24 protein-coding genes and 2 pseudogenes are annotated in these 23292 nt (G+C 63.6%); 14 read left to right on the forward strand and 12 right to left on the reverse strand.

Annotation, left to right across the window (positions count from 1 at the left end; translation table 11 throughout):
* The 3 genes from QJR12_RS16185 to QJR12_RS16195 all read right to left on the reverse strand — a co-directional run.
* On the reverse strand, positions 1–1283 hold a 1283-nt coding region (locus tag QJR12_RS16185), incomplete at its 3' end, for a condensation domain-containing protein (protein ID WP_300584286.1).
* 56 nt (positions 1284–1339) lie between these two features.
* The gene (locus QJR12_RS16190; protein ID WP_300584288.1) at positions 1340–1951 is read right to left on the reverse strand and encodes a hypothetical protein; all 612 of its coding nucleotides are present in this window, start codon (positions 1949–1951) and stop codon (positions 1340–1342) included.
* On the reverse strand, positions 1948–3948 hold the full coding sequence (locus tag QJR12_RS16195; RefSeq protein WP_300584290.1) for a SidA/IucD/PvdA family monooxygenase: 2001 nt from the start codon (positions 3946–3948) through the stop codon (positions 1948–1950). Before QJR12_RS16195 ends, QJR12_RS16190 begins: the two co-directional genes overlap by 4 nt.
* Before the next feature lie 1206 nt (positions 3949–5154).
* Between QJR12_RS16195 and QJR12_RS16200 the strand changes: the two genes are divergently transcribed.
* Positions 5155–6069 (forward strand): class I SAM-dependent methyltransferase, encoded by a 915-nt coding sequence (locus QJR12_RS16200; protein WP_300584292.1) that lies wholly within the window; start codon positions 5155–5157, stop codon positions 6067–6069.
* Positions 6070–6205: 136 nt separating this feature from the next.
* Here the strand turns inward: QJR12_RS16200 and QJR12_RS17795 are convergent.
* The 3 genes and pseudogenes from QJR12_RS17795 to QJR12_RS16210 form a co-directional block, all read right to left on the reverse strand.
* Positions 6206–6307, reverse strand: a pseudogene (locus QJR12_RS17795) (1,3-beta-glucanase); the annotation flags it as partial.
* A 106-nt stretch (positions 6308–6413) separates the two neighbouring features.
* Positions 6414–7154, reverse strand: coding sequence for a glucose 1-dehydrogenase (locus QJR12_RS16205; protein ID WP_300584294.1), 741 nt, complete (start codon positions 7152–7154; stop codon positions 6414–6416).
* A gap of 268 nt (positions 7155–7422) precedes the next feature.
* The gene (locus tag QJR12_RS16210; RefSeq protein WP_300584296.1) at positions 7423–7857 is read right to left on the reverse strand and encodes a hypothetical protein; all 435 of its coding nucleotides are present in this window, start codon (positions 7855–7857) and stop codon (positions 7423–7425) included.
* Positions 7858–8078: 221 nt separating this feature from the next.
* Between QJR12_RS16210 and QJR12_RS16215 the strand changes: the two are divergent.
* The 6 genes and pseudogenes from QJR12_RS16215 to QJR12_RS16240 all read left to right on the forward strand — a co-directional run bounded on the left by QJR12_RS16215 (position 8079) and on the right by QJR12_RS16240 (position 12973).
* Positions 8079–8942, forward strand: a pseudogene (locus QJR12_RS16215) (alcohol dehydrogenase catalytic domain-containing protein).
* 49 nt (positions 8943–8991) lie between these two features.
* Complete coding sequence (locus QJR12_RS16220) at positions 8992–9543, forward strand: YceI family protein (protein ID WP_300584297.1); 552 nt, start codon at positions 8992–8994, stop codon at positions 9541–9543.
* Between the two features lie 18 nt (positions 9544–9561).
* A complete protein-coding gene (locus tag QJR12_RS16225; protein ID WP_300584300.1) occupies positions 9562–10434 on the forward strand; it encodes an LLM class F420-dependent oxidoreductase in 873 nt (290 codons plus the stop codon).
* An 89-nt stretch (positions 10435–10523) separates the two neighbouring features.
* Complete coding sequence (locus QJR12_RS16230; protein ID WP_300584302.1) at positions 10524–11213, forward strand: DUF4389 domain-containing protein; 690 nt, start codon at positions 10524–10526, stop codon at positions 11211–11213.
* Positions 11214–11488: 275 nt separating this feature from the next.
* Positions 11489–12475, forward strand: coding sequence for a diacylglycerol acyltransferase/mycolyltransferase Ag85B (ag85B, locus tag QJR12_RS16235; RefSeq protein WP_300584304.1), 987 nt, complete (start codon positions 11489–11491; stop codon positions 12473–12475).
* Between the two features lie 231 nt (positions 12476–12706).
* Complete coding sequence (locus QJR12_RS16240; RefSeq protein ID WP_300584306.1) at positions 12707–12973, forward strand: DUF1918 domain-containing protein; 267 nt, start codon at positions 12707–12709, stop codon at positions 12971–12973.
* A gap of 61 nt (positions 12974–13034) precedes the next feature.
* On the opposite strand, the gene QJR12_RS16245 is transcribed toward QJR12_RS16240, so the two are convergent.
* Together QJR12_RS16245 and QJR12_RS16250 are read right to left on the reverse strand one after the other, a co-directional pair.
* Positions 13035–13655 (reverse strand): hypothetical protein, encoded by a 621-nt coding sequence (locus QJR12_RS16245; protein WP_300584308.1) that lies wholly within the window; start codon positions 13653–13655, stop codon positions 13035–13037.
* Between the two features lie 110 nt (positions 13656–13765).
* Positions 13766–14155, reverse strand: coding sequence for a hypothetical protein (locus tag QJR12_RS16250; protein WP_300584402.1), 390 nt, complete (start codon positions 14153–14155; stop codon positions 13766–13768).
* A 251-nt stretch (positions 14156–14406) separates the two neighbouring features.
* On the opposite strand from QJR12_RS16250, the gene QJR12_RS16255 reads away from it, so the two are divergent.
* Positions 14407–14850, forward strand: coding sequence for a DUF6188 family protein (locus QJR12_RS16255; RefSeq protein WP_300584310.1), 444 nt, complete (start codon positions 14407–14409; stop codon positions 14848–14850).
* An 82-nt stretch (positions 14851–14932) separates the two neighbouring features.
* Here the strand turns inward: QJR12_RS16255 and QJR12_RS16260 are convergent, their stop codons facing one another.
* From QJR12_RS16260 to bfr, 3 genes are all read right to left on the reverse strand, one after another.
* Complete coding sequence (locus tag QJR12_RS16260; RefSeq protein ID WP_300584404.1) at positions 14933–16063, reverse strand: amidohydrolase family protein; 1131 nt, start codon at positions 16061–16063, stop codon at positions 14933–14935.
* 2 nt (positions 16064–16065) lie between these two features.
* Entirely contained in the window at positions 16066–17418 is a 1353-nt protein-coding gene (locus QJR12_RS16265; protein WP_300584312.1) for a glutamine synthetase family protein, read from the reverse strand.
* 67 nt (positions 17419–17485) lie between these two features.
* Positions 17486–17968 carry a bacterioferritin gene (gene bfr, locus QJR12_RS16270; protein ID WP_300584313.1) on the reverse strand — a complete coding sequence of 161 codons (483 nt, stop codon included), beginning with the start codon at positions 17966–17968 and terminating at the stop codon, positions 17486–17488.
* Between the two features lie 339 nt (positions 17969–18307).
* Here bfr and QJR12_RS16275 point away from each other — a divergent pair, with 339 nt between their 5' ends.
* On the forward strand, positions 18308–18514 hold the full coding sequence (locus QJR12_RS16275; protein WP_300584315.1) for a (2Fe-2S)-binding protein: 207 nt from the start codon (positions 18308–18310) through the stop codon (positions 18512–18514).
* Positions 18515–18533: 19 nt separating this feature from the next.
* Here the strand turns inward: QJR12_RS16275 and QJR12_RS16280 are convergent, their stop codons facing one another.
* The gene (locus QJR12_RS16280) at positions 18534–19472 is read right to left on the reverse strand and encodes a hydrogen peroxide-inducible genes activator (RefSeq protein WP_300584317.1); all 939 of its coding nucleotides are present in this window, start codon (positions 19470–19472) and stop codon (positions 18534–18536) included.
* A 95-nt stretch (positions 19473–19567) separates the two neighbouring features.
* On the opposite strand from QJR12_RS16280, the gene QJR12_RS16285 reads away from it, so the two are divergent.
* The 5 genes from QJR12_RS16285 (at position 19568) to QJR12_RS16305 (ending at position 23287) form a co-directional block, all read left to right on the forward strand.
* Entirely contained in the window at positions 19568–20155 is a 588-nt protein-coding gene (locus QJR12_RS16285) for a peroxiredoxin (RefSeq protein ID WP_300584319.1), read from the forward strand.
* Between the two features lie 51 nt (positions 20156–20206).
* Positions 20207–20686 carry a nucleoside deaminase gene (locus tag QJR12_RS16290; protein WP_300584321.1) on the forward strand — a complete coding sequence of 160 codons (480 nt, stop codon included), beginning with the start codon at positions 20207–20209 and terminating at the stop codon, positions 20684–20686.
* Positions 20687–20758: 72 nt separating this feature from the next.
* A complete protein-coding gene (locus QJR12_RS16295) occupies positions 20759–22024 on the forward strand; it encodes an alpha-hydroxy acid oxidase (protein ID WP_300584322.1) in 1266 nt (421 codons plus the stop codon).
* Between the two features lie 127 nt (positions 22025–22151).
* A complete protein-coding gene (locus QJR12_RS16300; RefSeq protein ID WP_300584406.1) occupies positions 22152–22541 on the forward strand; it encodes a nitroreductase family deazaflavin-dependent oxidoreductase in 390 nt (129 codons plus the stop codon).
* A 110-nt stretch (positions 22542–22651) separates the two neighbouring features.
* The gene (locus QJR12_RS16305; protein WP_300584324.1) at positions 22652–23287 is read left to right on the forward strand and encodes an endonuclease; all 636 of its coding nucleotides are present in this window, start codon (positions 22652–22654) and stop codon (positions 23285–23287) included.
* Positions 23288–23292 lie beyond the last annotated feature (5 nt).

The following is a 23292-nucleotide window of genomic DNA, read 5'->3' on the forward strand; positions in this document are numbered from 1 at the left end:
GACACCAGCCGCCCCGGATCGGTGAGCATCCCCGCCAGCACCCGCTGCAACCGCGCGGCCAGATCGAGGACGTCGGAATTCGAAAAGAATTGTCCCGAGCCCTGTGTGCTGAGAAACAGCTGATCATTGTCCCTGAAAAATACAAGGCCCGACTGATCCACCACACCTGAATGGGTGAGAGTTCCCGATGCCGAAGCGCCACCAAAATTGTCGAGATGCGTCGTTGGAAGGAAATTGACAACAACCCGGTTCGAAACTTGCTCTAAGTCTCCGGAACGTGATTTTCGTTCAATAACTTGAACCGGGAACCGCTGATGTATAAGCGCCTCTCGTATTCGCAGGTCAACATATTCACAAAAACTACTCACGGTCTGTCTCGGCTCAGCTGTCAACACCAATGGCACGACACCGGACATCATTCCGGGAATCGTCTTTGCCTCTGGACGCACACGCCTGCTTACCGGAAAATCAAGCACCACTTCCGGATTCTCAATGTCATATCCGCGCACCAACAACGCGCATGCCGCGGTAATCACCGACGACCGGCGTACTCCGAGCGTTTGCGATAACCTGAGTATCCCGTCAACAACGGTGTCATCCAGCTGAATCGGCGGCGTCGACTGACCATCGCTGCCACCCGCGATGTGGTTCAGCCGATAACCAAAGCCACTGTCCCCTGGAACGTTTTTGGCCCAATAGGCCTGATCATCAAGGTAGTCATTGGACGCTTCGTATTCTGACTCGTAGTCGATCAGATCGCCCAACGAACCGAAAAAAGCCGGAGGAATCGACGACCGGCCAACGATCGCAGAATAAACCGCTGCAATCCGGTGACAAACAAGAGCGAGGCCGATACCGTCCACCACTATGTGATGGCAGCACACGAACAAATAAAATTCGTCCACGCGCGTCTGCATTAACGCAAACTTGAATAGCGGACCGCTGAGCGGCATCAGCGTGCGTTGAATCGACGATGCCAGCCGATAGGCTTCCTGCGCAGGATCCTGCGCGCCGAGGAGATCATAGCGAGCAAGCTCAACGTCCGGGTGATCAACCACCCGCTGGAACACCTTGTGATCGACCTCGAAAAAGATTGCGCGAAGCGGTTCGGCCTCCTGCACCACCTGGCGTATGGCGAACTGGAGCACGCCCGGATCTACCGCGCCGTCGATACGTAAAAGCACACCCAGTTGCCATTTCGCGCCGAACCGGCCCGTCTTCTCCGCAAGCCAGATATCCAGCTGTCCCCGAGTCAGCGGAAACACACGATCAGCAACCTTCATCGCGCTCCTCCAGCAGTAACCCCCGCCCAAGTGATTCCCCCGCGGCAGTAGCCGGTCTAGGCGTCAAAAGCGCCGACCCGCGCCAGCTCCCCTAACTCACACCTGGTAGGACGACCGATCTTGCTCGACATCGTGCACACGCCCCTGGCCTCACCGCCCTGCAATAAGCTACCCATCGGCCGGCTAGAATCAGCGAACCCTCCAGCCGTGCTGCAGCCGATCGTTGACCACAGCGACACCACAGCCGGTGATGTCATCGCCAAACAGGTTGTGCCGTCTACGAAACCATGCATCAGACCTAGCACGAAACGTCGCTCCCACAGACCCACAATGTTATACCAGGCGCCTTTGACGGCAAGCTTCCCTGATAACCAGATACGTTGCGCACCGACGAAAAACGCACCGCGCCACCATAGATCGAAGTTAAGCAGCTGGGTAAATAGCTGCCCCATCGGGTTACTTCGATCCGGCATCGCCATTCGAGCGCAGTCAGTGATCGACCTGAAACCGCCTACTCCATCCGCGGAATACCCAAAACCGTTGCCGATTGGGTTCCCGAAACGTTGTAACCCGGCCGCCATCAAAACCGAAACCACCCACCGCTGCCCGCGAACCCACTGAGCAAACAGTCGATCACCCGTCGGCAGCCAGCGTGTTGCTATCTTCACGTCATTCGCTCCTGCGGTAACTGGGTCGGGTCATCATCGCTATCGAGCGGGAATCCGACGATCGAGGAAATGAGGTCACGGTCATCCTGCTGCATCCCCTGCGCCAATGCACGGGCAGCACGCCAACGATCCCCGTCATCTCGATCCTGAGAAAGCTTGAAACGTCCGGTCATCCCCTCGATGTCAATCTCGAATCCAACGATGAGGGGGAAAAGCCTTTCGTCGCTGGCCGCTTCGCGAGTTAGCCGATAGCCGCCCGGAGATGGGTCCGCTGCCGCCGCTATACCACAAAGACCGTCAACCACGGCGTCTTTGTCCCGCAGAATTCGTGCACGTCCACGTACTTCCACGGTGATGGAGTTCCACGTAGGCAGTTGGTCTGATTCGTATACCTGTGGCGAAATGTATCCGTTCGGCCCATGGAACAAGACGAGCACCCGGCGTCCGTCAAGTAGTTCGGCGTGCGGATTCGCCGCATCCATATGCCCGAAAAGAACTCCCAGCGATCCGCGCGATGTGTCAAGGGTCAATGGCAGCTGTGTCACGACCGGGTCATCCACTCCCCGCGCAGAGACAAGTGTGGCGAATCGGTACCTATTGATGACGGCCCGTAAATGGTCAAGATCGGCTTCGATATATCGTTTCGGTGGATATTCGCCATAGGTATTGCGGCGGCACAAAGTCGGGATGCTGGCGCAATTTTTCGCAATTTCCTCGACGATCGCTTGCGCTCGGAACGGCAACAGCGACAGCAGGGTGTCGCCGATCCCGAACGATCCTTCACCGTACCCCTGCAGAAACAGTCCGGCCGTTAACGCAGGTGTAGTGTTGACTCGGCAGCTGCGAGACAGCGAAATCGCACCGGACTCATCACGTAAGATATATGGCAACACTTCCCGGAAAATCTCAGAGTCCACCGCTCTGTCGTAACCAGTGGCCAGGACAACACCGTCGAAGCTAAATTCGCTGGACTCGCCACTAAAACGGTCCTCAAATGTGGCAACGACGTGCCCGTCGATCTCCCTGACGTGAGCTAACCGCGACTCACAATGAAGATGTAATCGGCGGTATCCCTTCACCTCATCCAGGTATGCGGCTTGATACAGTTTCTGCAACAGATCCGGGTCCACGACACCGTAATTTGTTGGACGTAATTCCTCGCGCAGCGCGATCCTTTTGGCAAGGGGATATTCGTAAAATTCCGCAGCCTTGACAGAAAAGAAATGTTCATTAATGAATGGAGAACTATCTGCTGCTCGAAGGGTGTGATCGGGTATGAATAAGTGAAGCGTCGCCTTGGGATAATAGTTTAACACGTATTCGACGATCTCTGCAGCGCTTTGACCATTTCCAACAACCGCAAAACGATAGGCCATTTCTGTCCGGTTGAAACGATTTGTGAAGCGCGGCAAAAATTGACTGGAGTGCAACACTGCAGACGTACCCGTATGTTCGCCACAAACGCGCGGGACGCCACCACCGCTATAAACGACGTTGCGGGTAAGGAAGCAGTATTTGGTCCCCGTCATTACCTCACGGGCATAGACCTTGAACTGGGCCAGGGGAGCTGTTGCGGATGACGATTCACGAATTGGCACCACTCCGGTTACGACGGTTCCATATCGGACTCTGTCGGCGAAGAATTTAGCAACCCACTGCAGATAATCTTGGTACTCGAGTCGACTGGGACGGAATTCATTGAGATTGACGAACTGTTCCAGACGCCCTTTCGCTTTAGTATACTGAAGAAATGTATATTTACTTGCCGGATTGCGAAGCGTGGCGAGGTCTTTCAAGAATGAAATTTGCATTTTCGCACCGGGGAACATCATTCCTGGATGCCATTGAAAGTTCTGATCGCGTTCTAGAAATAAACCGCGACAGTTTGGTGTGATCTCGTCAGCTGCCACGGCCAGTGCGAGATTCGACGGTCCGAAACCGATGCCGATGAAGTCGAGACCGGAATCGTCTCCTCCACTGGCTGACACAGGCGTCATTGGATCCTCCCCAATGTCGTTTCCGCGCTAACTTCCCATATGAAGTTCTCCCGCGTGTTCCGGTTAAGTCCGTTCAATATAGCCGGGCGCTCTGCACGCGCGCATCCACGGTGAACTTCCCGCCGACGTCCCGAACGATCAGCGTAAACGGGCTGCGACCTGCGCCGTTCCCATCCTTGACGAGGAAGCTTCGGCACTCATCGGCACCGACCGCATGACGCATTGGATCATCTATAGCATCGGGTGGAAGCTCTCGCAGGCCCGTAACCACATCATGATGATCGGGCCGCCATACCGGCCCGCCGGGGCGTGACAACACCCACCAAACGCCTGCGGCACCCGAAGGGCAACACGAAAAACGCTGTGTTACTGACCATCTCATTGGAAGCACTGAGCAGGGGGGGTGCCTGGTAGGTGGCACCGACATCCTCGGAGCCGGCGGCAATGTTCTGACGCGACACAACAAATGCGCGGCACTACTGATCGGCATATTGCCGGTTCTGCAGAATGTCATTCACCGAGGCTCCGATCTCGATAAACGCCGATTAGTAAAAAAGAGAAATTGCATCTACACACGCGCTAATCCTTATAAATAATTATTTTTAAATCCTTGTGCTGATTCCTTCTGTAATCTCGTAGTGAAATCGTGTTCAGCGGGTAGTTTAGACGTTACGCGGCCAGATGGGAAGAGGTGGGCTGCCGATCATGGATCTGCCACTCCAAATAGTTGGCCACGTGTCCGACAAGGGCTCATTTGGCGCATGTACGAGATATAATGCAAGTCGCGACGAAGTGTGGCTTTACCTGGGTCTTCGTCCCTCGTCTACGGGAAAATCCTGGGCTAATCCTGAGCAAATCCGGAGCTAACCCGGGCTAACCCCGGCTTGGTCCTTCTGTGGCGGAACGTCGAACGGCCCATCCGTGGCCGACGATGCAGGGAGGGTACGCTACCATGGCCGTCGAATGCGTGCACCAGCGGTCCCTTCACGGTCACACCGAGGGTGATCGTCGACCGCACCCGCCGTGACAACGGGAAACCCGCACGACCGCGCCGACGGCAGTCACCAAGGTGCGTGGAGCGCGCTGAGGTGGGCACCGATCCGCCGAGGTATCCAGCGATTTCGGCGGCACCATGGCAGGTAGGTTGCTCATGACCGGAGAAAACTGATCTGGCCGGCCGGTGAGGCGCCGACGAAAGGCAGTTCTATGGCTAGACCCGAATCGAGATGGGCCCGGTCGGATAACGACCAATGGGACATCGTCAGCGGCGTGGGTTACACGGCGTTGCTGGTCGCGGGGTGGCGCGCGGTGCACGCCTTGCACCCCCAGCCGCTGGTGCGCGATGAGTACGCCAAATATTTCATCACCGCTTCCGGAGACCCATATCTCACCGGGCTGCTGGCAAACCCGGTGACCTCTGAGAATGCGACTGCTTTCCCACGTCTCTACGGGGTGCAAACACGATTTTTCGACGAGTTCTTTCGGGCTGCCGCCGGGGCCGGTCTACGGCAGGCGGTGATCCTGGCAGCCGGCCTCGACTGTCGGGCGTATCGGCTTGAATGGCCCAGCGGAACGGTCGTTTTCGAACTCGACCAGCCAAAGGTGCTGGAATTCAAGGCGCGTGTGCTCGCCGAGCACGGTGCTCAGCCCACCGCTCACCGGAAAGAAGTGGCGGCAGACCTGCGGGCGGACTGGCCCATGGCGCTGACCGCAGCCGGGTTCGATCCGCACAAACCCACCGCTTGGTCGGTGGAGGGGGTGTTGCCCTACCTGACCGCCGCCGCTCAAGATACCCTCTTCGTCCGCATCGACCGGCTTTCCGCGCCGGGCAGCCGTCTGGCGGTCGGCGCCCTCGGCTCGTTTCATGATTGGGACCAGTTCGCCGCCTTGGAGGCGGCCTTCCCGGGTGTCAATACGGCGGGTGAGGTCGACTTTTCGGCTTTGACCTACGACCATGAAAACAAGACCAACACCGCGGCATGGCTGATCGACCACGGGTGGGCCGTCGATCCCATCCGCTCAAATCCCGAATTGCAGGCCGGTTACGGGAGAACTCCCGCAGCCGTCGACGTTCACATCGACGACATTATGCACTCCCAGTACATAACCGCCACACGGTGAACGCCGCGCGCCATCGGGGGTGTGCCGTGCGACCTGCGCGTCCGAAGCGATCCGGACACGCGCTTTCCGTGCCAGCTGCCGCGCACCAGGTCGCCGAAGGACGTGGTTGGGTCTTTTGTGGCGCGCACGACGAGGTTGGGGCCGATCCGGCGGGCCCGTCGAATTCATCGCGGAAAAGGCAACCGCCGGTCGCGGCATCGGGCGGCTCGGCGGCATCCCCCGGCGGGGGCCGGGCAGGCAAAAGCCCGGGCGTGTGGGACCGCGGGAACGTCGGAGCAAACAAGCAAACGAGCAAACGAGATCTCACCCCGCTGCCTAAGAAATCCTGACCGGGCCGGTGCGGTCTACAGCGCTTTGCGGGGAACGTCGGCGACCAGGCCGCCGTCCATGACGAACTCGGCACCGGTCGCATACGAGGACTCGTCGCTGGCCAGGAACACCACGAACGTCGAGACCTCCCTCGGGTCGCCCGGGCGGCCGAGCGGGATAGTCACCACGTTGTCGGGCAGGTGCTTGGTCATCGGGGTGCGGATGAAGCCCGGATGAATCGAGTTGACCCGGATTTTCAGCGGTGCCAGTTCCAACGCCACCGACTTGGTGAGACCCCGAACCGCCCACTTGGAGGCCACGTAGCCGTGCACCCAGGGGGCGCCTCGCAGGCCTTCGATCGACGAGACGTTGATGATCGAGCCCCCGCCCGCGGTGGTCATGGGATCGATCACCGCCTGCATACCGAGCAGCGTGCCGGTGAGGTTGACGTCGAGGACCCGCTGCCATTTGGTCAAATCGATCGTCTTCAGCGGGCCAGGGTTCACGATGCCGGCGTTGTTGATCAGCACGTCGAGCTTTCCGAACTCGCCCACCGCCGTGGAAACCGCGGTTTTCCACTGATCGGGATCGGTCACGTCGAGATGGACGTAGCGCGCCGCGGCTCCCAGCTCATCGGCCAGCGCCTTGCCCTCGCCGTCCAGGATGTCGCCGATCACCGCCGTCGCGCCCTCAGCCACCAGCAGCCGCGCATGAGCAGCGCCCATCCCCCGGGCGCCGCCGCTGATGAGTGCAACTTTCCCGTCCACGCGTCCCATGTCCGGCCAGGCTACCGCAGGGCCACGGCCCAACGAGACCGTCCGATACCGGTGGTGGGGTGCGGCGCCGGTCACGCCGACACGGCAACAGAGCCGGCTCCGCGGGCGCCGACGGTACGGGCTGGATTGGCACCGCACCGGCGGAAACGGATCACGGTTCCCGCAGCCGCAGCACCGGTGGGGCCGGTCGGGCGACGTGCTGGCGGCACCGCGCGGGGCGGACGATGCTGCTGGCGGAGAAGCGCTGCCTGGCGGCAGCGACCGGTCGTTAGCCGGTGATCCCGGTGTCGGAGGGAAATCCCCCGCCGACGATCGGGAATCCGCCGCCGGTCAATTGCCCGACCTGCCACCCGTGCTCGGTGCACATCATGGGCAGCCCGTCGGGAGTCTGGGCCACCGATCCGCGCGGATTCGGGCAGGGTGCACCCACCTGCTGGACTCCGTATATCGGGTAGGAGATCACCCAGTAGCCCGACTGTGCGGGCGGGAACTGATTGATGATGAAATGGCACGCCTCGACCTGGCCACCGGGGCCCCGGCCGAAGATAAACCGCTGGTAGTTATCGCACGGCGCACCGAGGGAAGCGTCATAGCTCATACCGGGCACATCGCCGTCGTAGTGCTGAGGATCGGCGGCGCTGACCGGCGCCATGCTGATAGCCGCACCCACCACGGCGGCGGTGACGAACAGTTCGCGAATCATGGTTCACCCTCGGTGTTATGTCGCCCGATCCGGCCAATACCCCTATGGCTCGGCCCACAGCATAGCGGGTGCGGCCCCGCCCATAGGGCGGTTTGCTCAACGGCACAAAACCCCAGCGCACACCCGCTACCATCAACACCCGGCGGGAAGGCCCACGAAAGTCCCCCGCGACCAGAACCACGTCTTAGCCAGCACCGGTCCAGCACCGGTAAGGAAGGCCGATGGCGATTCATCGGGCTGTGCAGATAAGGTCCGCGGGCGGGCCGTTGGAGGTCACCGGCGTCGACACCGCTTCACCGGGTCGCGGCGAGGTACGCCTCGCGGTCTCCGCGTGCGGCATCTGCGGCACCGACCGCGCTTTTGTCCGCGGCGACTTCCCGAGCGTGTCCTGGCCGTTGACCCTGGGCATGAAATCGCCGGGACAATCCTGGAGGTTGGTGGCGGTGTTGCCGATTTCGGCGTCGGTGATCGCGTCGCGGTCGGATGGTTCGGAGGTCACTGCGGCCACTACACTCCGTGCCGAAAAGGCGACTTTATCCACTGCCCGAATTTGCACGTTCCAGGCTGGCATTATCCGGGCGGCTATGCGGAATCGGTGGTGGTGCCGGCCACCGCGCTCGCGCGGATTCCAGACGAGTTGTCGTTCGCCGACGCCGCCCCGATGGGCTGTGCCGGTGTGACGACCTACAACGCGTTGCGCCGCGCGAACGCGGTAGCCGGTGATCGGGTCGCGGTGTTGGGCATTGGCGGTCTGGGACACCTCGGGGTGCAGTTGTGCCGGGCAATGGGCTTTGAAACCATCGCGATCGCTCGCGGTCCCGGCAACGAACACGATGCCCGTCGCCTCGGTGCCCACCACTATATCGACTCCACGAAAACCGATGTTGCGCAGGCTATTCAGAGCCTTGGCGGTGCGGCCCGGCCATCCTTCCGGTACCGCTCGCGATGTGGAAGAGACCATGAATTTCGCGGTGCTCGCCGGAATCCGCCCCTGGGTGGAGCAGCGACCGCTCACCGAAGCCCCGGCCGCCTATGCAACCATGGACCGTGGACAGGCGCGCTACCGTATGGCGCTCACCATGTAAGGCGCCATCCCCGGCATCGCCGATCGCCAACGGTCGATACATTCGGTGTGTGGCCGATGAACGGTGGGCCCTGGACGCATCCGACGGGGAACTCCTTATCCGCACGGGAGTCACGGGCAGAGCTGCGCGGATGGGGCATCGGCTCACCATCGCGATGCGGCGATGGCAGATCACCGTGGTGTGGAAGGACGACAAACCCGCCAGTGCGAAGCTCACGGTCGAGGTGGATTCGTTTGAGGTGCTGCACGGAGAGGGTGGCGTCGGGGCCTTGTCGGCAGCGGAGAAGGCGCTGGTGCGGTCAAATGCATTGCGGGCGCTCGATGCCGGCCGTTTTCCCCGGATCTGCTTTGCCGCCGAAAGTATTCAAAAGACCGGCAGTGGGTATCGCCTGATCGGGAAGCTGCACATCCACGGCAGGACACGTGACCGCGAAATCGACCTGCAAACAGATGACCTCGGTGATTTGTGGAGAATATCCACCGGCGCGACCGTTCGCCAATCGGATTTCGGCGTCAAACCCTATTCACTGCTCATGGGCTCGGTGAAGGTAGCCGACGAGGTTACGGTGTCATTTTCCGCCACCCGGCCCAAAGCGGCCTGAGTTAACGCAGGAGACAAGATGCGAGTGGGAGTAGTGTTCCCGCAAACCGAGATCGGCGCCGACGCGGGCGCCGTGCGCGCCTACGCCGAGCACGTCGAAGGGCTGGGCTTCACGCACTTACTGGCCTACGACCACGTCGTCGGCGCCGATCCCGCGGTCCATGTCGGCTGGGACGGGCCTTATGACATCCGCAGCACCTTCCACGAGCCATTGGTATTGTTCGGCTATCTGGCAGCCATGACCAGATCCTTGGAATTGGCAAGCGCTGTCGTGATTCTGCCTCAGCGGCAAGCGGTTCTGGTCGCGAAACAGGCCGCCGAGGTGGACCTGCTCAGCGGCGGCCGGCTGCGCCTCGGCGTTGGGATCGGGTGGAACGCTGTGGAATATGAAGCGTTAGGCGAAGATTTCTCCACCCGTGGCAAGCGCTGCGAAGAGCAAGTTGACCTCATGCGCAGGTTATGGACAGAAGAAACGGTCACCTATCGCGGCACGTTTCACCGCGTGACCGGGGCCGGACTGGCGCCACTGCCGCTGCAGCGACCGATTCCGGTGTGGTTCGGGGGTTCTTCCCCCCGCGCTTACCAGCGCATCGGCCGCCTGGCCGACGGTTGGTTTCCCATGGTGGGTCCCGGCCCGCGGCTCGATGAAGCACTCCGGCTGATCCGCCGCGCGGCAGCGGAGGCCGGCCGAGACCCCGCCGGTATCGCCATGGAGGGCCGAGTGTCCTGGCGACGCAATGCGGGAGAGCTCGCGGATGCGCTGCGCACGTGGGCCGATGCCGGCGCGTCTCACGTGGCGATCAACACCATGGGCGCCGGTCTGGAGTCAGTCGACGACCACATCGCCGCCCTGACCACCGCGGCCGACGTCGCCAGGACATTCACCGGGTGACCGAGGCCGCGCAGAGCGAATGTGACCGTGCGAAACCGAACACCGGCGGCTCGCGGATCGAGCCGAAAACACACCCCAGGAGCACAGCTATGCGACCTCAAAGCTATCCGGTCCGGGTCCGGGGAGACCTCGATCCCCAGTTGTCACGCTGGCAATGGCTGATCAAATGGATTCTGGCCGTCCCGCATTACGTTATTTTGATATTTCTGCATCTCGGGGTGCTGGTGGTCACCATTGTTGCGTTCTTCGCAATCCTGATCACCGGCAAATATCCCCGTCCGCTGTTCGATTTCCGCCTCGGTGTTCTGCGATGGCGCTGGCGGGTGAGCTTTTACGCGTTGTCGGCGTTGGGCACCGACAAATATCCGCCGTTCAGCCTGCGGACCAAAGCCGACTACCCGGCCGACCTGGAGGTCGATTACCCCGAACGTTTGAACCGGGGCCTGGTTCTGATCAAGTGGTGGCTGCTGGCGGTTCCGCATTACCTGATACTCCTCGTCTTCTTCACCGCCGGATGGCACGTTCTCACCGTCAACCCGAACGAATTCGTCGCCTACCTCTTGCCCCCCTTAGTGGAGATCCTGCTGGTCATCGCGATGGTGGGCCTGCTTTTCACCGGGCGCTACCCCAAGGGGTTATTTGAGTTCGTGCTCGGCATCAACCGGTGGGCCATCCGGGTAGTCGCCTACGCGACGCTGATGCGCGACGAGTACCCGCCGTTTCGTCTCGACCTGGGACCACGCGAGTCAATGTCCGTGGCGACACCCGCATCTTCCTGAGACGCTTGCTGTCTCATTGGGCAATATCGGCTGCACGGTAGTGTTCGAACCGCGAACGATGAATACCGCCGCGATGCCGGCTCTCGGCGGTCACGGTGGCGGCGCCCGGGGTTCGACGAGGCGCGGACGGTGTTTCGGTCGATCACGGCGCGAGTTCGCCGCCTGCAAGCGATATCGAATCGAAATGTCTTTGCGTCCGGATCGACATCTGGCCCATCGACACGGTAAGTTTTGCCCATGGCCATGGCGGCCTACGACCGAACAGGGGCACAAGCATGATCGAGGTGAGCAAGAAGATGCGGGGTTGGGCACGCCGGCTGCTGGTGGCTGCGGCCGCGGCCACGGCCCTGCCGGGCCTGATCAGTCTCGCCGGCGGTGCGGCGACGGCGGGGGCCTTCTCCAGGCCGGGGCTGCCCGTCGAATACCTGATGGTGCCCTCGCCGTCGATGGGCCGCGACATCAAGGTTCAGTTCCAAAGCGGGGGACCCAACTCGCCGGCGGTGTATCTGCTCGACGGGCTGCGCGCGCAGGACGACTACAACGGCTGGGACATCAACACGGCCGCGTTCGAGTGGTACTACCAGTCGGGCCTGTCGGTGATTATGCCGGTTGGCGGGCAGTCCAGTTTCTACACCAACTGGTACCAGCCGGCCTGCGGCAAGGCCGGTTGCCAGACTTACAAATGGGAGACCTTCCTGACCAGCGAGTTGCCCGGGTGGCTGTCATCCAACCGCAATGTCAAGCCCACGGGCAGCGCCGCGGTCGGCCTGTCCATGGCGGGTGCTTCCGCGTTGATCCTGGCCGCCTACCACCCCCAGCAGTTCATCTACGCGGGCTCGATGTCGGCGCTGATGGATCCCTCCTCCGGGATGGGCCCGTCGCTGATCAACCTGGCGATGGGTGACGCCGGCGGCTACCATGCCGTGGACATGTGGGGCCCGCCGAGCGACCCGGCATGGCAGGCCAACGACCCGACCGTGCAGATCCCCAAGCTGGTTGCCAATAACACCCGGCTCTGGGTTTACTGCGGCAACGGCACTCCGTCAGAGTTGGGGGGCGCCAATGTTCCCGCCGAGTTCCTCGAGAACTTCGTGCGGAGCAGCAACCTCAAGTTTCAGGACGCCTACTACGCCGCCGGCGGCCACAACGCGGTGTTCAACTTCCCGGACAGCGGCACGCATAGCTGGGAGTATTGGGGCGCCCAACTGCAGGCGATGAAACCCGACCTGCAGCGTTCGCTGGGTGCCAGCGGCGGGGCCTAGTCAAGGCTGGGCCGACGAAGCACGCCCGCCGGGGCCGATGGATCGGTTTCCGACCCATGACCCAATTGCGGTAGCGGCGGCCGGGATGTGGCCTTGCTGATGGCCGCCGATGCCGGGCCGGGGCGGGTGGCTGCTCGGCCCGGAATTGATCCGGAGTCGCTCACCGCGGTCCCTTTCCCAACCGCTGCTCGACGAGCACAATCGGTAGAGAAGTGACGGAAAGGAGGGGCGATGAAGGCCCATGTTGGCGATTGGCTGGTGATCAAGGGTACGACGGTTGAACGTCCGGAGCAGCGCGGAGTGATCACCGAGGTGCGGTCGGCCGACGGATCGCCACCCTATGTAGTGCGGTGGGCCTCCAGCGGCCACGAAACAACGGTGTTTCCCGGACCGGATGCGCTCGTCCTCACCCCCGCCGAGTTGGAGGAATTCGACCAGCGGGCGCGGTCTCGGGTAGGCGCCGAGCACGCCACCGCTCAGCACAGCCACAGCGGATAGCGGTGCCCGCTCCCCGGTGGGTCCGCGGCTAAGCCGCGAAGCCCACCGGACCGGACCCACCTTAGCTGTGATAGAGCCGCTCGGTGATGTCGACCCAGCCGGTGGTGTCGTTGCGGTGGTTGCCGGTGTTCCGGCACTGACCGTAGAGGCGGATAATCCCCACGGTGGCGTCGTCGCTGCTGCGATAGAGGATGGCGGTGACACCGTCTTTGTACAGGGTGCCACCGAGCGGTTGCCGGGTGGGCGGACGACCCTCGCGCCAGCCGTGCGCAAGCATCGTCGCCATCACGTTTCGGAAGAAGGTGTCGTCGCTGGTCCCCGTGGGCAGCCGGAAGTTCAGGTAGACGGCGCCCTGATATGGAGGGTCGTCGCGGTTCTTGCACGACATCAACAGATAACCGGCCGTCGGCGTCTGCAGCCGGGCGAAGGCGACTATCTCCCTGGCCGGCTCGACAACTTGAGCCTCGCTAGCGGCGTCACTCACCGGGTTGGCGGGGTGGTCGAGAAAGTCCGTCGGCGACGAATGCAGTCGGCCGATCGAGACCACCGCTCCCCCCAACGCCAGCGACACCAGAAGCGCGGCGGCGGTGACCACCCGGATCCCGGGCGAGCGCAGCGCTGCCCCGTGGTGGTGGCGGTTCGCCACGGGTTCACGCAGCACCGACATCAGCGTCCCACGCATGCCGACCTCACAGTCGACTCCAGGCTAACTCTGGATCCTGGCCGGCGGAATCTCGCCCGACATGGGCCCGGCTGTCGACTCAGCGGTCCCGGCATTGGGGCTAGCCGGGGCTAGCCGCCCAAAGCCGCGATGAGTTCCCGGATGCGGGCTGCCTCGTCTGCAGTCGGGATTTCGTCAGCCTCGATGGCGTCGAGCAAATCCGCCGGCAGACCGGCGCCGTTGGCGGTTTCCTGGGCGGACAGCTTGGCGCGCCGGCGCGCGACATAGAGTTGCTGGCCCAGGGTGGCCCCGGGCGCCGAGGCCGCCATGCTCATCAGATCGTCATAGCGAGTTCGAACCCCGCTGAGCGCCACGATAACCGACGGCGTTGCTCTTTCCCGCGACGCCGCGCGTGTCAACGCGGCTTGAAGCTTGCGCAGTCCGGACAAGATGACAGCAGCGCGTCCGGAAAACTCCGGATCACTGACGTCCGGCAAGGTGTCGATCGCGGCGGTAAACATCTGCATAGCGGCGTCGACCAAGCTGACTATGACCGGTGCCTCGCCGTCATCCACGGTTCGGTCGGCGGTGAACCGTTCGGCGTCGTGCGCGGTGTCATTGATCTGCGTGTCGATGGCGATCACTCCGTCTTGATCGTGGTACCGGACGTCGAAACGCTAACCCCTATCGACCGTCCGTACAAGGGTGCACCAGCCGCCGCGGGCCACGCCCGCTCTTGTGCACATGACTTATTGCAGTCACAGTTAAAGACATGGCTGAACAGACGGTAAAGCGGTGGCTTGAGGGCTGCACGGTCCAGCGAATCATGTTTCGTGACGGCCTGGTCCTGTACTTCGACGACTACAACGAGTTGGTCATCTCGGTGCCGCTGCGCCTCACCTTGCCCGCGACCGACACGTCACCCGTCGAAGTGGTGACGATCGACCCCAGGGACGTCGCCGTGGAGGAGCGCCCCCTCTTCGACTTCGCCGGGACGACGTGCACCAGCGTGGTCTGGTATGACAGTGGCGATCTGCATCTGGAGTTCTCCGACGGACACCGGATCGACGTGCCCCCGGACCGCCGGGTCACCGCGTGGGAACTCTACGGCAAGTACCACGGCTACGCCGCCTGCCTGCCCCGCGGCACGGTGCGTGTGGTGCGGCACGACCTACCGGACGGCGAAAACGGCCCGGCAAGTGAGTTCGCCGACTAGACGATCCGGGGTGCTGCTCCCGCCCCGGGCGGTGCACATGATCGCCTCCGCACGGGCCCGGCGGCCGAAGCGGTCTGATACGTCATTGCCCGGCCGTGTCAAGGCGATAGATGCGCGCCGCGTTGTCACGGGCGATGAGGTTCGCCACCCGGATGGCGTCGGCCTGGCTCCAGTCCCCGTTATCGACGAAGCCTCGCAGCACCCGATACAGGCCGTTGCGCCACAGCGTCGCGCCCAGGAAGTGCAGTTCGGCGGGCCCGAAGCCATCGGATGAGTACACGATCTTGCGGAAGGGCGCCAGCTCCAGCATTCTGGCGAGGAACGCCGGCCCGCGAGCCCCCAGATGGCTGAGGGACAGCCCGCCGTCAAGATAGACGTTGTTGAAAGCCTGAGCCAGATAGCCGGCCTCGCGTTCATAGGGGTAGCAGTGCAGCAACACGATCGGGGTGTTCCCCGACTTGCGCAGGAAATCCAGCAAGTACAGCGGATTGGCTTTGTGTAGGTCACAGTCGCGGTCGCCGAAGCCGACATGCAATTGCAGTGGCTTATCCAGCCGCAGCGCCTGATGTAAGCCGAAACGCAGCAGGACGCGATCCCGCAGCCGGACACCGCCCGCGTCACGCCACCGACCGGCGGCGTCGGCCACCTCGGACACCGACGGCTCGCTCAGATCACCCTCGAATCCCCCCCGATACGCCAGGACGGACTTGGTGGCCACGGCGGTGGCGGTGCGCCGGTGCAGGATCTCCGTGAACGCCGAGGCGTAGTCGCCCGGTGCCTGAGCGGCCTGCTCGGCTACCTGCTCGAGGCGAACCACCTCATGAACGCGGCACCCGGACAACTCACCGAGTTCGGCAACTCCGGCCACCCCGTCGATCCCGGTGTCCACCAGCCAGTCGGTGACACCCGCGCCGCGCAAAAACCGGCTGGCCAGCTCCGTCTCGGCGAGCTGGCAGCGGCGTTCCCAGTAGTCCTGGGGATCGGCATGCTTAGGCAATCCCAGGACCGGGGCACAGTGAGCCCGCACGGCGAAACCGAGTTGGGAGTCGAATCCGGTGTCGAATTCGGCAAGCGGTTCGGTGTTGGCCTCATTCAGGGCGTTCTCAAAGCGCTTGCGGTCCCCGGACGTCAGCCAGCAGCCATGCGCATGCTGATCGATCAGCTGCACATCGGCGAGGTGATGCGCCAGGGCGGAGCCAGCCGGGCCGATAATGGTCACACACTCCAGGCCATGCGAAACTTCTCAACCAGTTGTTCGGGACTGAGCTCGCCGTAGCGTTCGTGCTCCAAACGCCGGACCGCCACCAGAGCGTTCACCGCAGGATCACCTAAAATAGCCCGCATTACATGCGAATTATCCAGTGCGGCAATCATTTCAGTTTGATTATTTGTCAGTTGCACAATCTTGGCATGGTCGCGATCCCGATCGGAAAGCTCCGCCGGATCCACCGTCGTCTCCGGCGGCAGGCTAGCCTGGCGCTTAATTCCGTCCAGTGCCAGCCCGAGGATCGCAGCCGATGCGAAGTACGGATTGGCCGACGGATCGACTACCTTCACCTCAACATTGCCGCCGTAAGGACTTCCGGGACCGCCACTGACGAATCGCAACGCGGCCTCGCGGTTTTCGGCCCCCCAGCACGCATAGGCTCCCGCCCAATTGCTGGGGCGCATCCGCAGGCCGGACACAATCGATCCGCATAAGATGCCCTGCGCTTCGGGCAAACCGGCAAGCACGCCCGCTATGGCGCTTTCGCCCGTCGATGTCATACCTCGTGCGCCTGTTCCTCCCGAGAACAGGGGCCCTTCCGAAGTGGTCAGCGAAAAGTGTTGATGGGCACCGGATCCGACACTGTCGATAAAGGGCGCAGGTGACAGGCTGACGCGCAGCCCGTAACGGCGGGCAACACGGCCGATGATGATGCGGGTCAGCACCAGCTGGTCGGCGGCGGCAACCGGCGGTTGTGGTGTCAACGAAATCTCAAACTGGTTGGCGCCATACTCGGGATGAAACTGTTCGATCCCCAGACCCGCGACCGTGGCCGAGGCGGTGACATCACGAACGAAGGCCTCGTGCTCGAGCATCCCGGCCAAACCGTACTGCGCCCACAGCGTCGACGGCAGCCGGCTGCCGTCGGGATTGACGAGGAGGAACTCGATTTCATGCCCGACAACCGCATGCAGGCCGGCGTCGGCCAGCGCAGCCTCGATCCGGCCCAGGGTGCCGCGGCTGCACACCGGAAGCGGGGTGCCGTCTTGTTCGAAGAAAGAGCCCGGAGCCCAGGCTAATCCGTCACCGATGATCCGCAGTGCGGACAGATCGATGCGGACGCGGTAATCGCCGACGACACCGATGTCGTCGGCGAAGGCGATGCCGCTTTGGTCGATGGCGAACGCATTCCAGACAGGACTGACACCCAACCCGGGGTAGGCAAATGTGTTGGTCCGGCGTATCGGCACGGCCTTGGCTTGCGTGAGTCCCGCGGGATTGACGACTGTGCCGATGACGACGTCGACCCCCTCGGCCTCCAATTGAGCGATCGCTGCGGCGGCCAGCGGCGCGACGGTCATGGCACCATTGTGCAGGGCAGGTGGTGTTGCGACGCGGATGTCGCGTTACCGCTCTGGCCGGCCGGGCTCAGGTCGTCGGCGGCCGGGCTACACACTGGGCCGCATAGAGCTGCTCGCCCAGTTTGTCCATCAATTCCAGCTGGGTTTGCAGGTAATCGATGTGGCCTTCCTCGTCGGCGACGATCTTTTCCAAAAGCTGTGCGCTGGTGCTGTCTTGTCTTTCCCGGCACAGGATGATCCCCGGTTTCAGGCGGTTCATCACGTCGAATTCGATCGCGAGATCGCTCTCGAATTGTTCGCGCAGCGTTTGGCCGACGCGCAGCGACCCGAGGCGCTGATAATTCGGCAAGCCATCGAGCAAGAGTATCCGGTCGGTGACCATTTCGGCGTGCCGCATCTCGTCGAAAGCCTCCGCGCGGGTGCGCGCCGCCAGCTCGGTAAAACCCCAGTTCTCCTGCATCTTGGAGTGCAAAAAGTATTGGTTGATGGCGGTCAGCTCACTGGTCAATTGCTCGTTGAGCAGGCGTAGCACATCCGGGTCGCCTTGCATGGTCACTCCTTCGGTGATTGAAGCTGTCGAGCGTGTAACGCGATGCTAGCCAGCCACGTGCGGCCCGATCGCGAGAACCGCCCAGCCTGCCGAGTTCAATCTAGACCGGCTGCTAAACCGGCTGGGGCACCGACCGGGTATCGGCCGCCGGAAAGCCGAACGGGCCCGACAAGGCGACGACGATGGGCGCGCCGCCCGACCCGGGCGCGGGGTAGCGCGACGGCGGGCCACCCACCTCGGAGGTACTTAGGTTAGACTGCTCTAAGAGACTCGCTCAGACACTCCCGATGGTGTGGCTGTGGTGGGCGCTACGGAAGCGAGCCTAGAGGGACGGTGCTGATGTACGTGTGTCTGTGTGTCGGCGCGACGACTCAGACGGTGTCGGAGATCGTCGCTCGCGGCGCATCGACATCCAAAGAGATCGCCGAGGCGTGCGGTGCCGGCGCCGACTGCGGGCGGTGCCGGCGTACCCTGCGGGCAATCATCGCCGCCGGTGCGCCGCCGCACGCGGGCCGTCACGCCGAGTCACGGTGCGCGCCAGCGTGAGGGTCCGTCGAACTTGCACTTACGGGCCGACGGGGCGCACGTCTCGGTCCCGGCTGACTAACTCGCCGATGAGCCGGGCAAGTTTCCGGTAGGGTGCCTCGCGACCGCTGGAAGAGCGAAACACCAGCCCGATGCGTCGGCCCGGCCGGGGTGCGGCAAAGCAGGCCAGACCCAGGCGGCTGCGCGCTGCCTCGACGGGGACCGCGCTCTGCGGGATCAGCGTCACCCCGAGCCCGCCGGCCACACATTGCACAGCGGTCGCCAAAGACGCCGCCCGGGTGTTAGCCACCGTGGCGCGTACCCCCGCCTTGCGGCAGACATCCAGGGCCTGATCACGCAGGCAGTGGCCTTCATCGAGCAACAGCAGGGGCAGCTGCGCCAGCGCGGCCGGCGGTACCCGCCGTTTGCCCGATAACGAATGCCCGGGGGGCAGCACCAGCACGAAATCCTCGTCATAGATGGGGATCTCGGTGACTCCGCCGGTGCCCGCCGGCAGGGCGATCAGCGCGGCATCCAGCGCCCCTTCGCGCAGTGCGGTGAGCAGGCGGTCCGTTTGGTCCTCGATGACCCGCAACGTCAAATCGGGTAACTGATCGGCCAATCCCGCCAGCACCGTCGGCAGCACATAGGGCGCCACCGTCGGGATCAGCCCCAAACGCATGCTGCCGTGCAGCGGGTCGGATGTTCCGGCCGCCGCGGCGGTGAAACCGGCCACCGCCTCGACCACCGCTTGGGCGTGTGGCAGCAGCCGCCTGCCCTCCGCGGTCAAGAACACCCGTCGCGTCGACCGTTCGATCAGCCTGATGCCGAGGCCGGTTTCCAGAGCGGTCAAGGCCTGCGACAACGTCGACTGACTCACCCCCAGAGCGGTTGCCGCACTGCTGAAGTTGTGTTTCTCCGCGACCGCTGCGAACGCCCGCAGGCCGGCAATCGTGGGTTGATAAGTTCTATCGGCCATACCTATTAGTGTAGTGGGAAATATCACGTTTACTTGTGAGTGATTTCCAGGCAAGATGGAGGCCAGCGTAGACAGATCGGAACCCAAGGAGCAGCATGCCACTACTCACCATCGGTGATCAGTTCCCAACCTATCGGCTCGTTGCGCTGCGGCCCGGCGACCTGTCGAAGATCGGTGCTGCGCAGCCCGGAGATTACTTCACCACAATCAGTAGTGACGATTATCCGGGCAAGTGGCGGATAATTTTCTTTTGGCCGAAAGACTTCACCTTCGTGTGCCCGACCGAGATCGCCACGTTCGGCCAACTCAACGACGCATTCGCAGACCGGGACGCACAGGTTCTGGGCGTCTCCGTGGACAGCGAATTCGTGCACTTCCACTGGCGTGCCCAGCACCCCGATCTCAAAAACCTGCCGTTTCCGATGCTCTCGGACATCAAGCGGGAGCTGGTCACGGCTACCGGGGTGCTCAACGACCAGGGTGTCGCCGACCGGGTGACCTTCATCGTCGACCCCGACAACGTGATCCAATTCGTTTCGGCGACCCCCGATTCGGTGGGCCGCAACGTCGACGAGGTGCTGCGGGTGCTCGACGCGCTGCAGTCCGGCGAGCTGTGTGCCTGCAACTGGCGTCAGGGTGAGCCGACCATCGACGCCGCCGAGGAGCTTAAAAAGTCGGCTTGATGACGCTTGGGCGGGCATCGATAGCCGGCCGAACGCGCTACCTTGTGGGCTGTGGCTCTCAACGAGGCCGACCTTGCGCATCTGCGCCGTTGTGTCGTGCTGGCGCGTATCGCGCTGGACAACGGGGATGCGCCGTTCGGTTCGATCCTGGTCGGCCCCGATGCCCGGATCCTCTACGAGGACCGCAACCGGTCCGGGACCGGTGATCTCACCCGGCACCCCGAGTTGGCCATAGCTCGGTGGGCGGCAGCGCATCTGGCCCCCGCCGACCGCAATCGCACGACCGTCTACACGTCCTGCGAGCACTGCCCGATGTGCGCCGCCGCCCACGCATGGGTCGGCCTCGGCCGCATCGTGTACGCGACATCAGCGGCTCAGCTCCACCGCTGGCTCGCGGAATGGCGGCTGCCGCCGCCGCCGGTGGCACCGTTGCCGATCACCACGGTCGCACCCGGCGCCGTGGTCGACGGCCCGGCGCCAACCCTGCAGGACGAGCTGAAGGCCCTCTATGCGGCCAGGTTCCGGCCGTGAGGCGCCGTGCGCGCGATGGCACCCGGCTGCTTAAATGGCCGGCGTGGATGGCAAGCGTGCATCGGGCCGGTCATGAGCGCGGTCAAACGGCGGGTCCCGAGGGCCCGGGATCTCGCGCCGCTGATCGGGTTCCGTAAGCCCCGACTGAACCGCACCGCGCGACGCCTACAGACCGCTTTGACCATCCAGGACCTGCGGCGCATCGCCCGCCGTCGGACCCCGAAGGCCGCATTCGACTACGCCGACGGCGCCGCCGAGGACGAGCTGGCCCTGCAGCGCGCCCGGCAGGCTTTCCGCGACATCGAGTTCCACCCGATGATCCTGCGCGATGTCAGCCAAGTACGCACCGGATGGGAGGTCCTCGGGCAATCCGTCGCGTTGCCGTTCGGGATCGCGCCGACCGGGTTTACCCGGCTGATGCACACCGAGGGCGAGATCGCCGGTGCGCGGGCCGCCGCCGCGGCGGGGATTCCGTTTTCGCTGTCCACTTTGGGCACCGCCTCCATCGAAGACGTGGCTTCAGCCATTCCTATGGGCCGCAAATGGTTTCAGCTCTACATGTGGCGCGATCGGGACCGATCGATGGCGTTGGTGCGCCGGGCCGCCAGCGCGGGGTTCGACACCCTGCTGGTCACCGTCGACGTTCCGGTCGCCGGCGCACGGTTACGAGACGCCCGCAACGGGATGACGATCCCGCCCGCGTTGACGCCGCGCACCGTGCTCGACGTGCTGTCCCGGCCGCGCTGGTGGTTTGACGTGCTGACAACCGAGCCCCTGGCGTTCGCGTCGCTGGACCGTTGGCCGGGCACCGTGGCCGAGTATCTGGACACCATGTTCGACCCCAGTCTCACCTTCGCGGACCTGGTCTGGATCAAATCTCAGTGGCCCGGCAAGCTCGTCGTCAAGGGCATCCAGACTCTCGAGGATGCCCGTGCCGCCGTGGATGCCGGCGCCGACGGCATCGTGTTGTCCAATCACGGCGGCCGCCAGCTCGATCGGGCCCCGGTGCCGTTTCACCTGCTGCCTTCGGTGGCCGCCGACCTGGGCAAAGACACCGAGATCCTGCTCGACACCGGCATCATGTCCGGCGCCGACATCGTCGCCGCCATCGCCTTGGGGGCGCGCTTCACCCTGGTCGGGCGGGCCTACCTGTACGGACTGATGGCCGGTGGTGAGGCCGGCGTGCGCCGCGCCATCGAGATCCTCTCGGGTCAGCTCGGCCGGACCATGCGGCTGCTCGGCGTCACCTGCCTGCAGGAGCTGACGCCCAAGCAGGTGACCCAGCTGCGGCGGCTGATCCCGATACGGACACCTCGACTCGGCGATCCCGGCCGGTGATTCAGCCGCCCGGATCACCCTCCCCGGGCCATCGGTGGCCACCCGCGGACGGGCAATGGGTGATGATCCAGGGCCGGTGTCGGGCGAACATGCCATGGCCGAGGTGTCCGGGGAGGACAATCACCGCATGGCAGATCTACGGCACCTGAAACGTCGCGTCGTCCATCGCGTGCAACGTCTGGTGATCAATCCGGTGGGCCGGCAACTGCCGGTGACGATGCTGGAAACCATTGGCCGCAAGACCGGTCGGCCACGGCGCACCCCCGTCGGCGGCCGTGTCGTCGGCAACCAGTTTTGGATGGTCTCCGAACATGGCGAGCACTCCGATTACGTCCGCAACATCAAAGCCAACCCGGCGGTGCGGGTACGCGTGCACGGCCGATGGCGCAGCGGAACCGCGCATCTATTGCCCGATGACGATCCACGGCAGCGGCTAGAGAGCCTGCCCAGACTCAACAGCGCGGGGGTCCGTGTGCTGGGCACCGACCTGCTGACCATTCGGGTCGATCTGGAGTGACACCGTTGCGGGTGCCGCCGGCGGACATCGGCGAGCCGCAGGGACGCCACCACGTGAGCCCATTGACCGGCTTGGTCGGTGAAACGGCGTAGCGGATAGGTTCCGGGGCCATGGGCGAGCGCGAGCAACTGGTCAAACGGCTGCTTGACGTAGCCGGCACCACGTACGCGATGGAGGCGGGAATCCGGATCAAAAACACCCCGATGCCGCTGTTTCAACTGTTGGTGCTGTGCATGCTGGCCAGCAAGCCGATCAGCGCTGCGGTCGCTGTGCACGCCGCCCGGGAGCTGTTCAAGGCGGGTTTGCGCACTCCGAAATCGGTGTTGGCCGCCGACCGGCAGGCCATCATCGACGCGTTCGGCCGAGCCCACTACGTCCGCTATGACGAAAGCTCGGCCACCCGGCTGACCGGCATGGCCCACCGGGTCTGTGACGAGTACTCCGGTGATCTGCGTGACATCGCGCGGCGCAGCGGGCACGACGTGCGGGCGGCGACCCGCATGCTCAAGCGGTTCAACGGAATCGGCGACACCGGGGCTGCGATCTTCCTGCGAGAGGTTCAAGACGTGTGGACTTGGGTGCGGCCCTATTTCGACGAGCGCGCCCTCGCCGCGGCCGGGGAACTCGGTCTGCCCACCGAACCGGGAGAACTGGGGTCGCTTGCGCCGCAGGCTAACTCGCGCCTCGCTGCCGCATTGGTGAGGTTCTCGCTGGACGTCAAGGTGCGCCGTCAGGTGACCGGTTGACCGGC

The organism is Mycobacterium sp. (assembly GCF_029961025.1).
In the GTDB taxonomy this organism is placed as follows: Bacteria; Actinomycetota; Actinomycetes; order Mycobacteriales; family Mycobacteriaceae; genus Mycobacterium.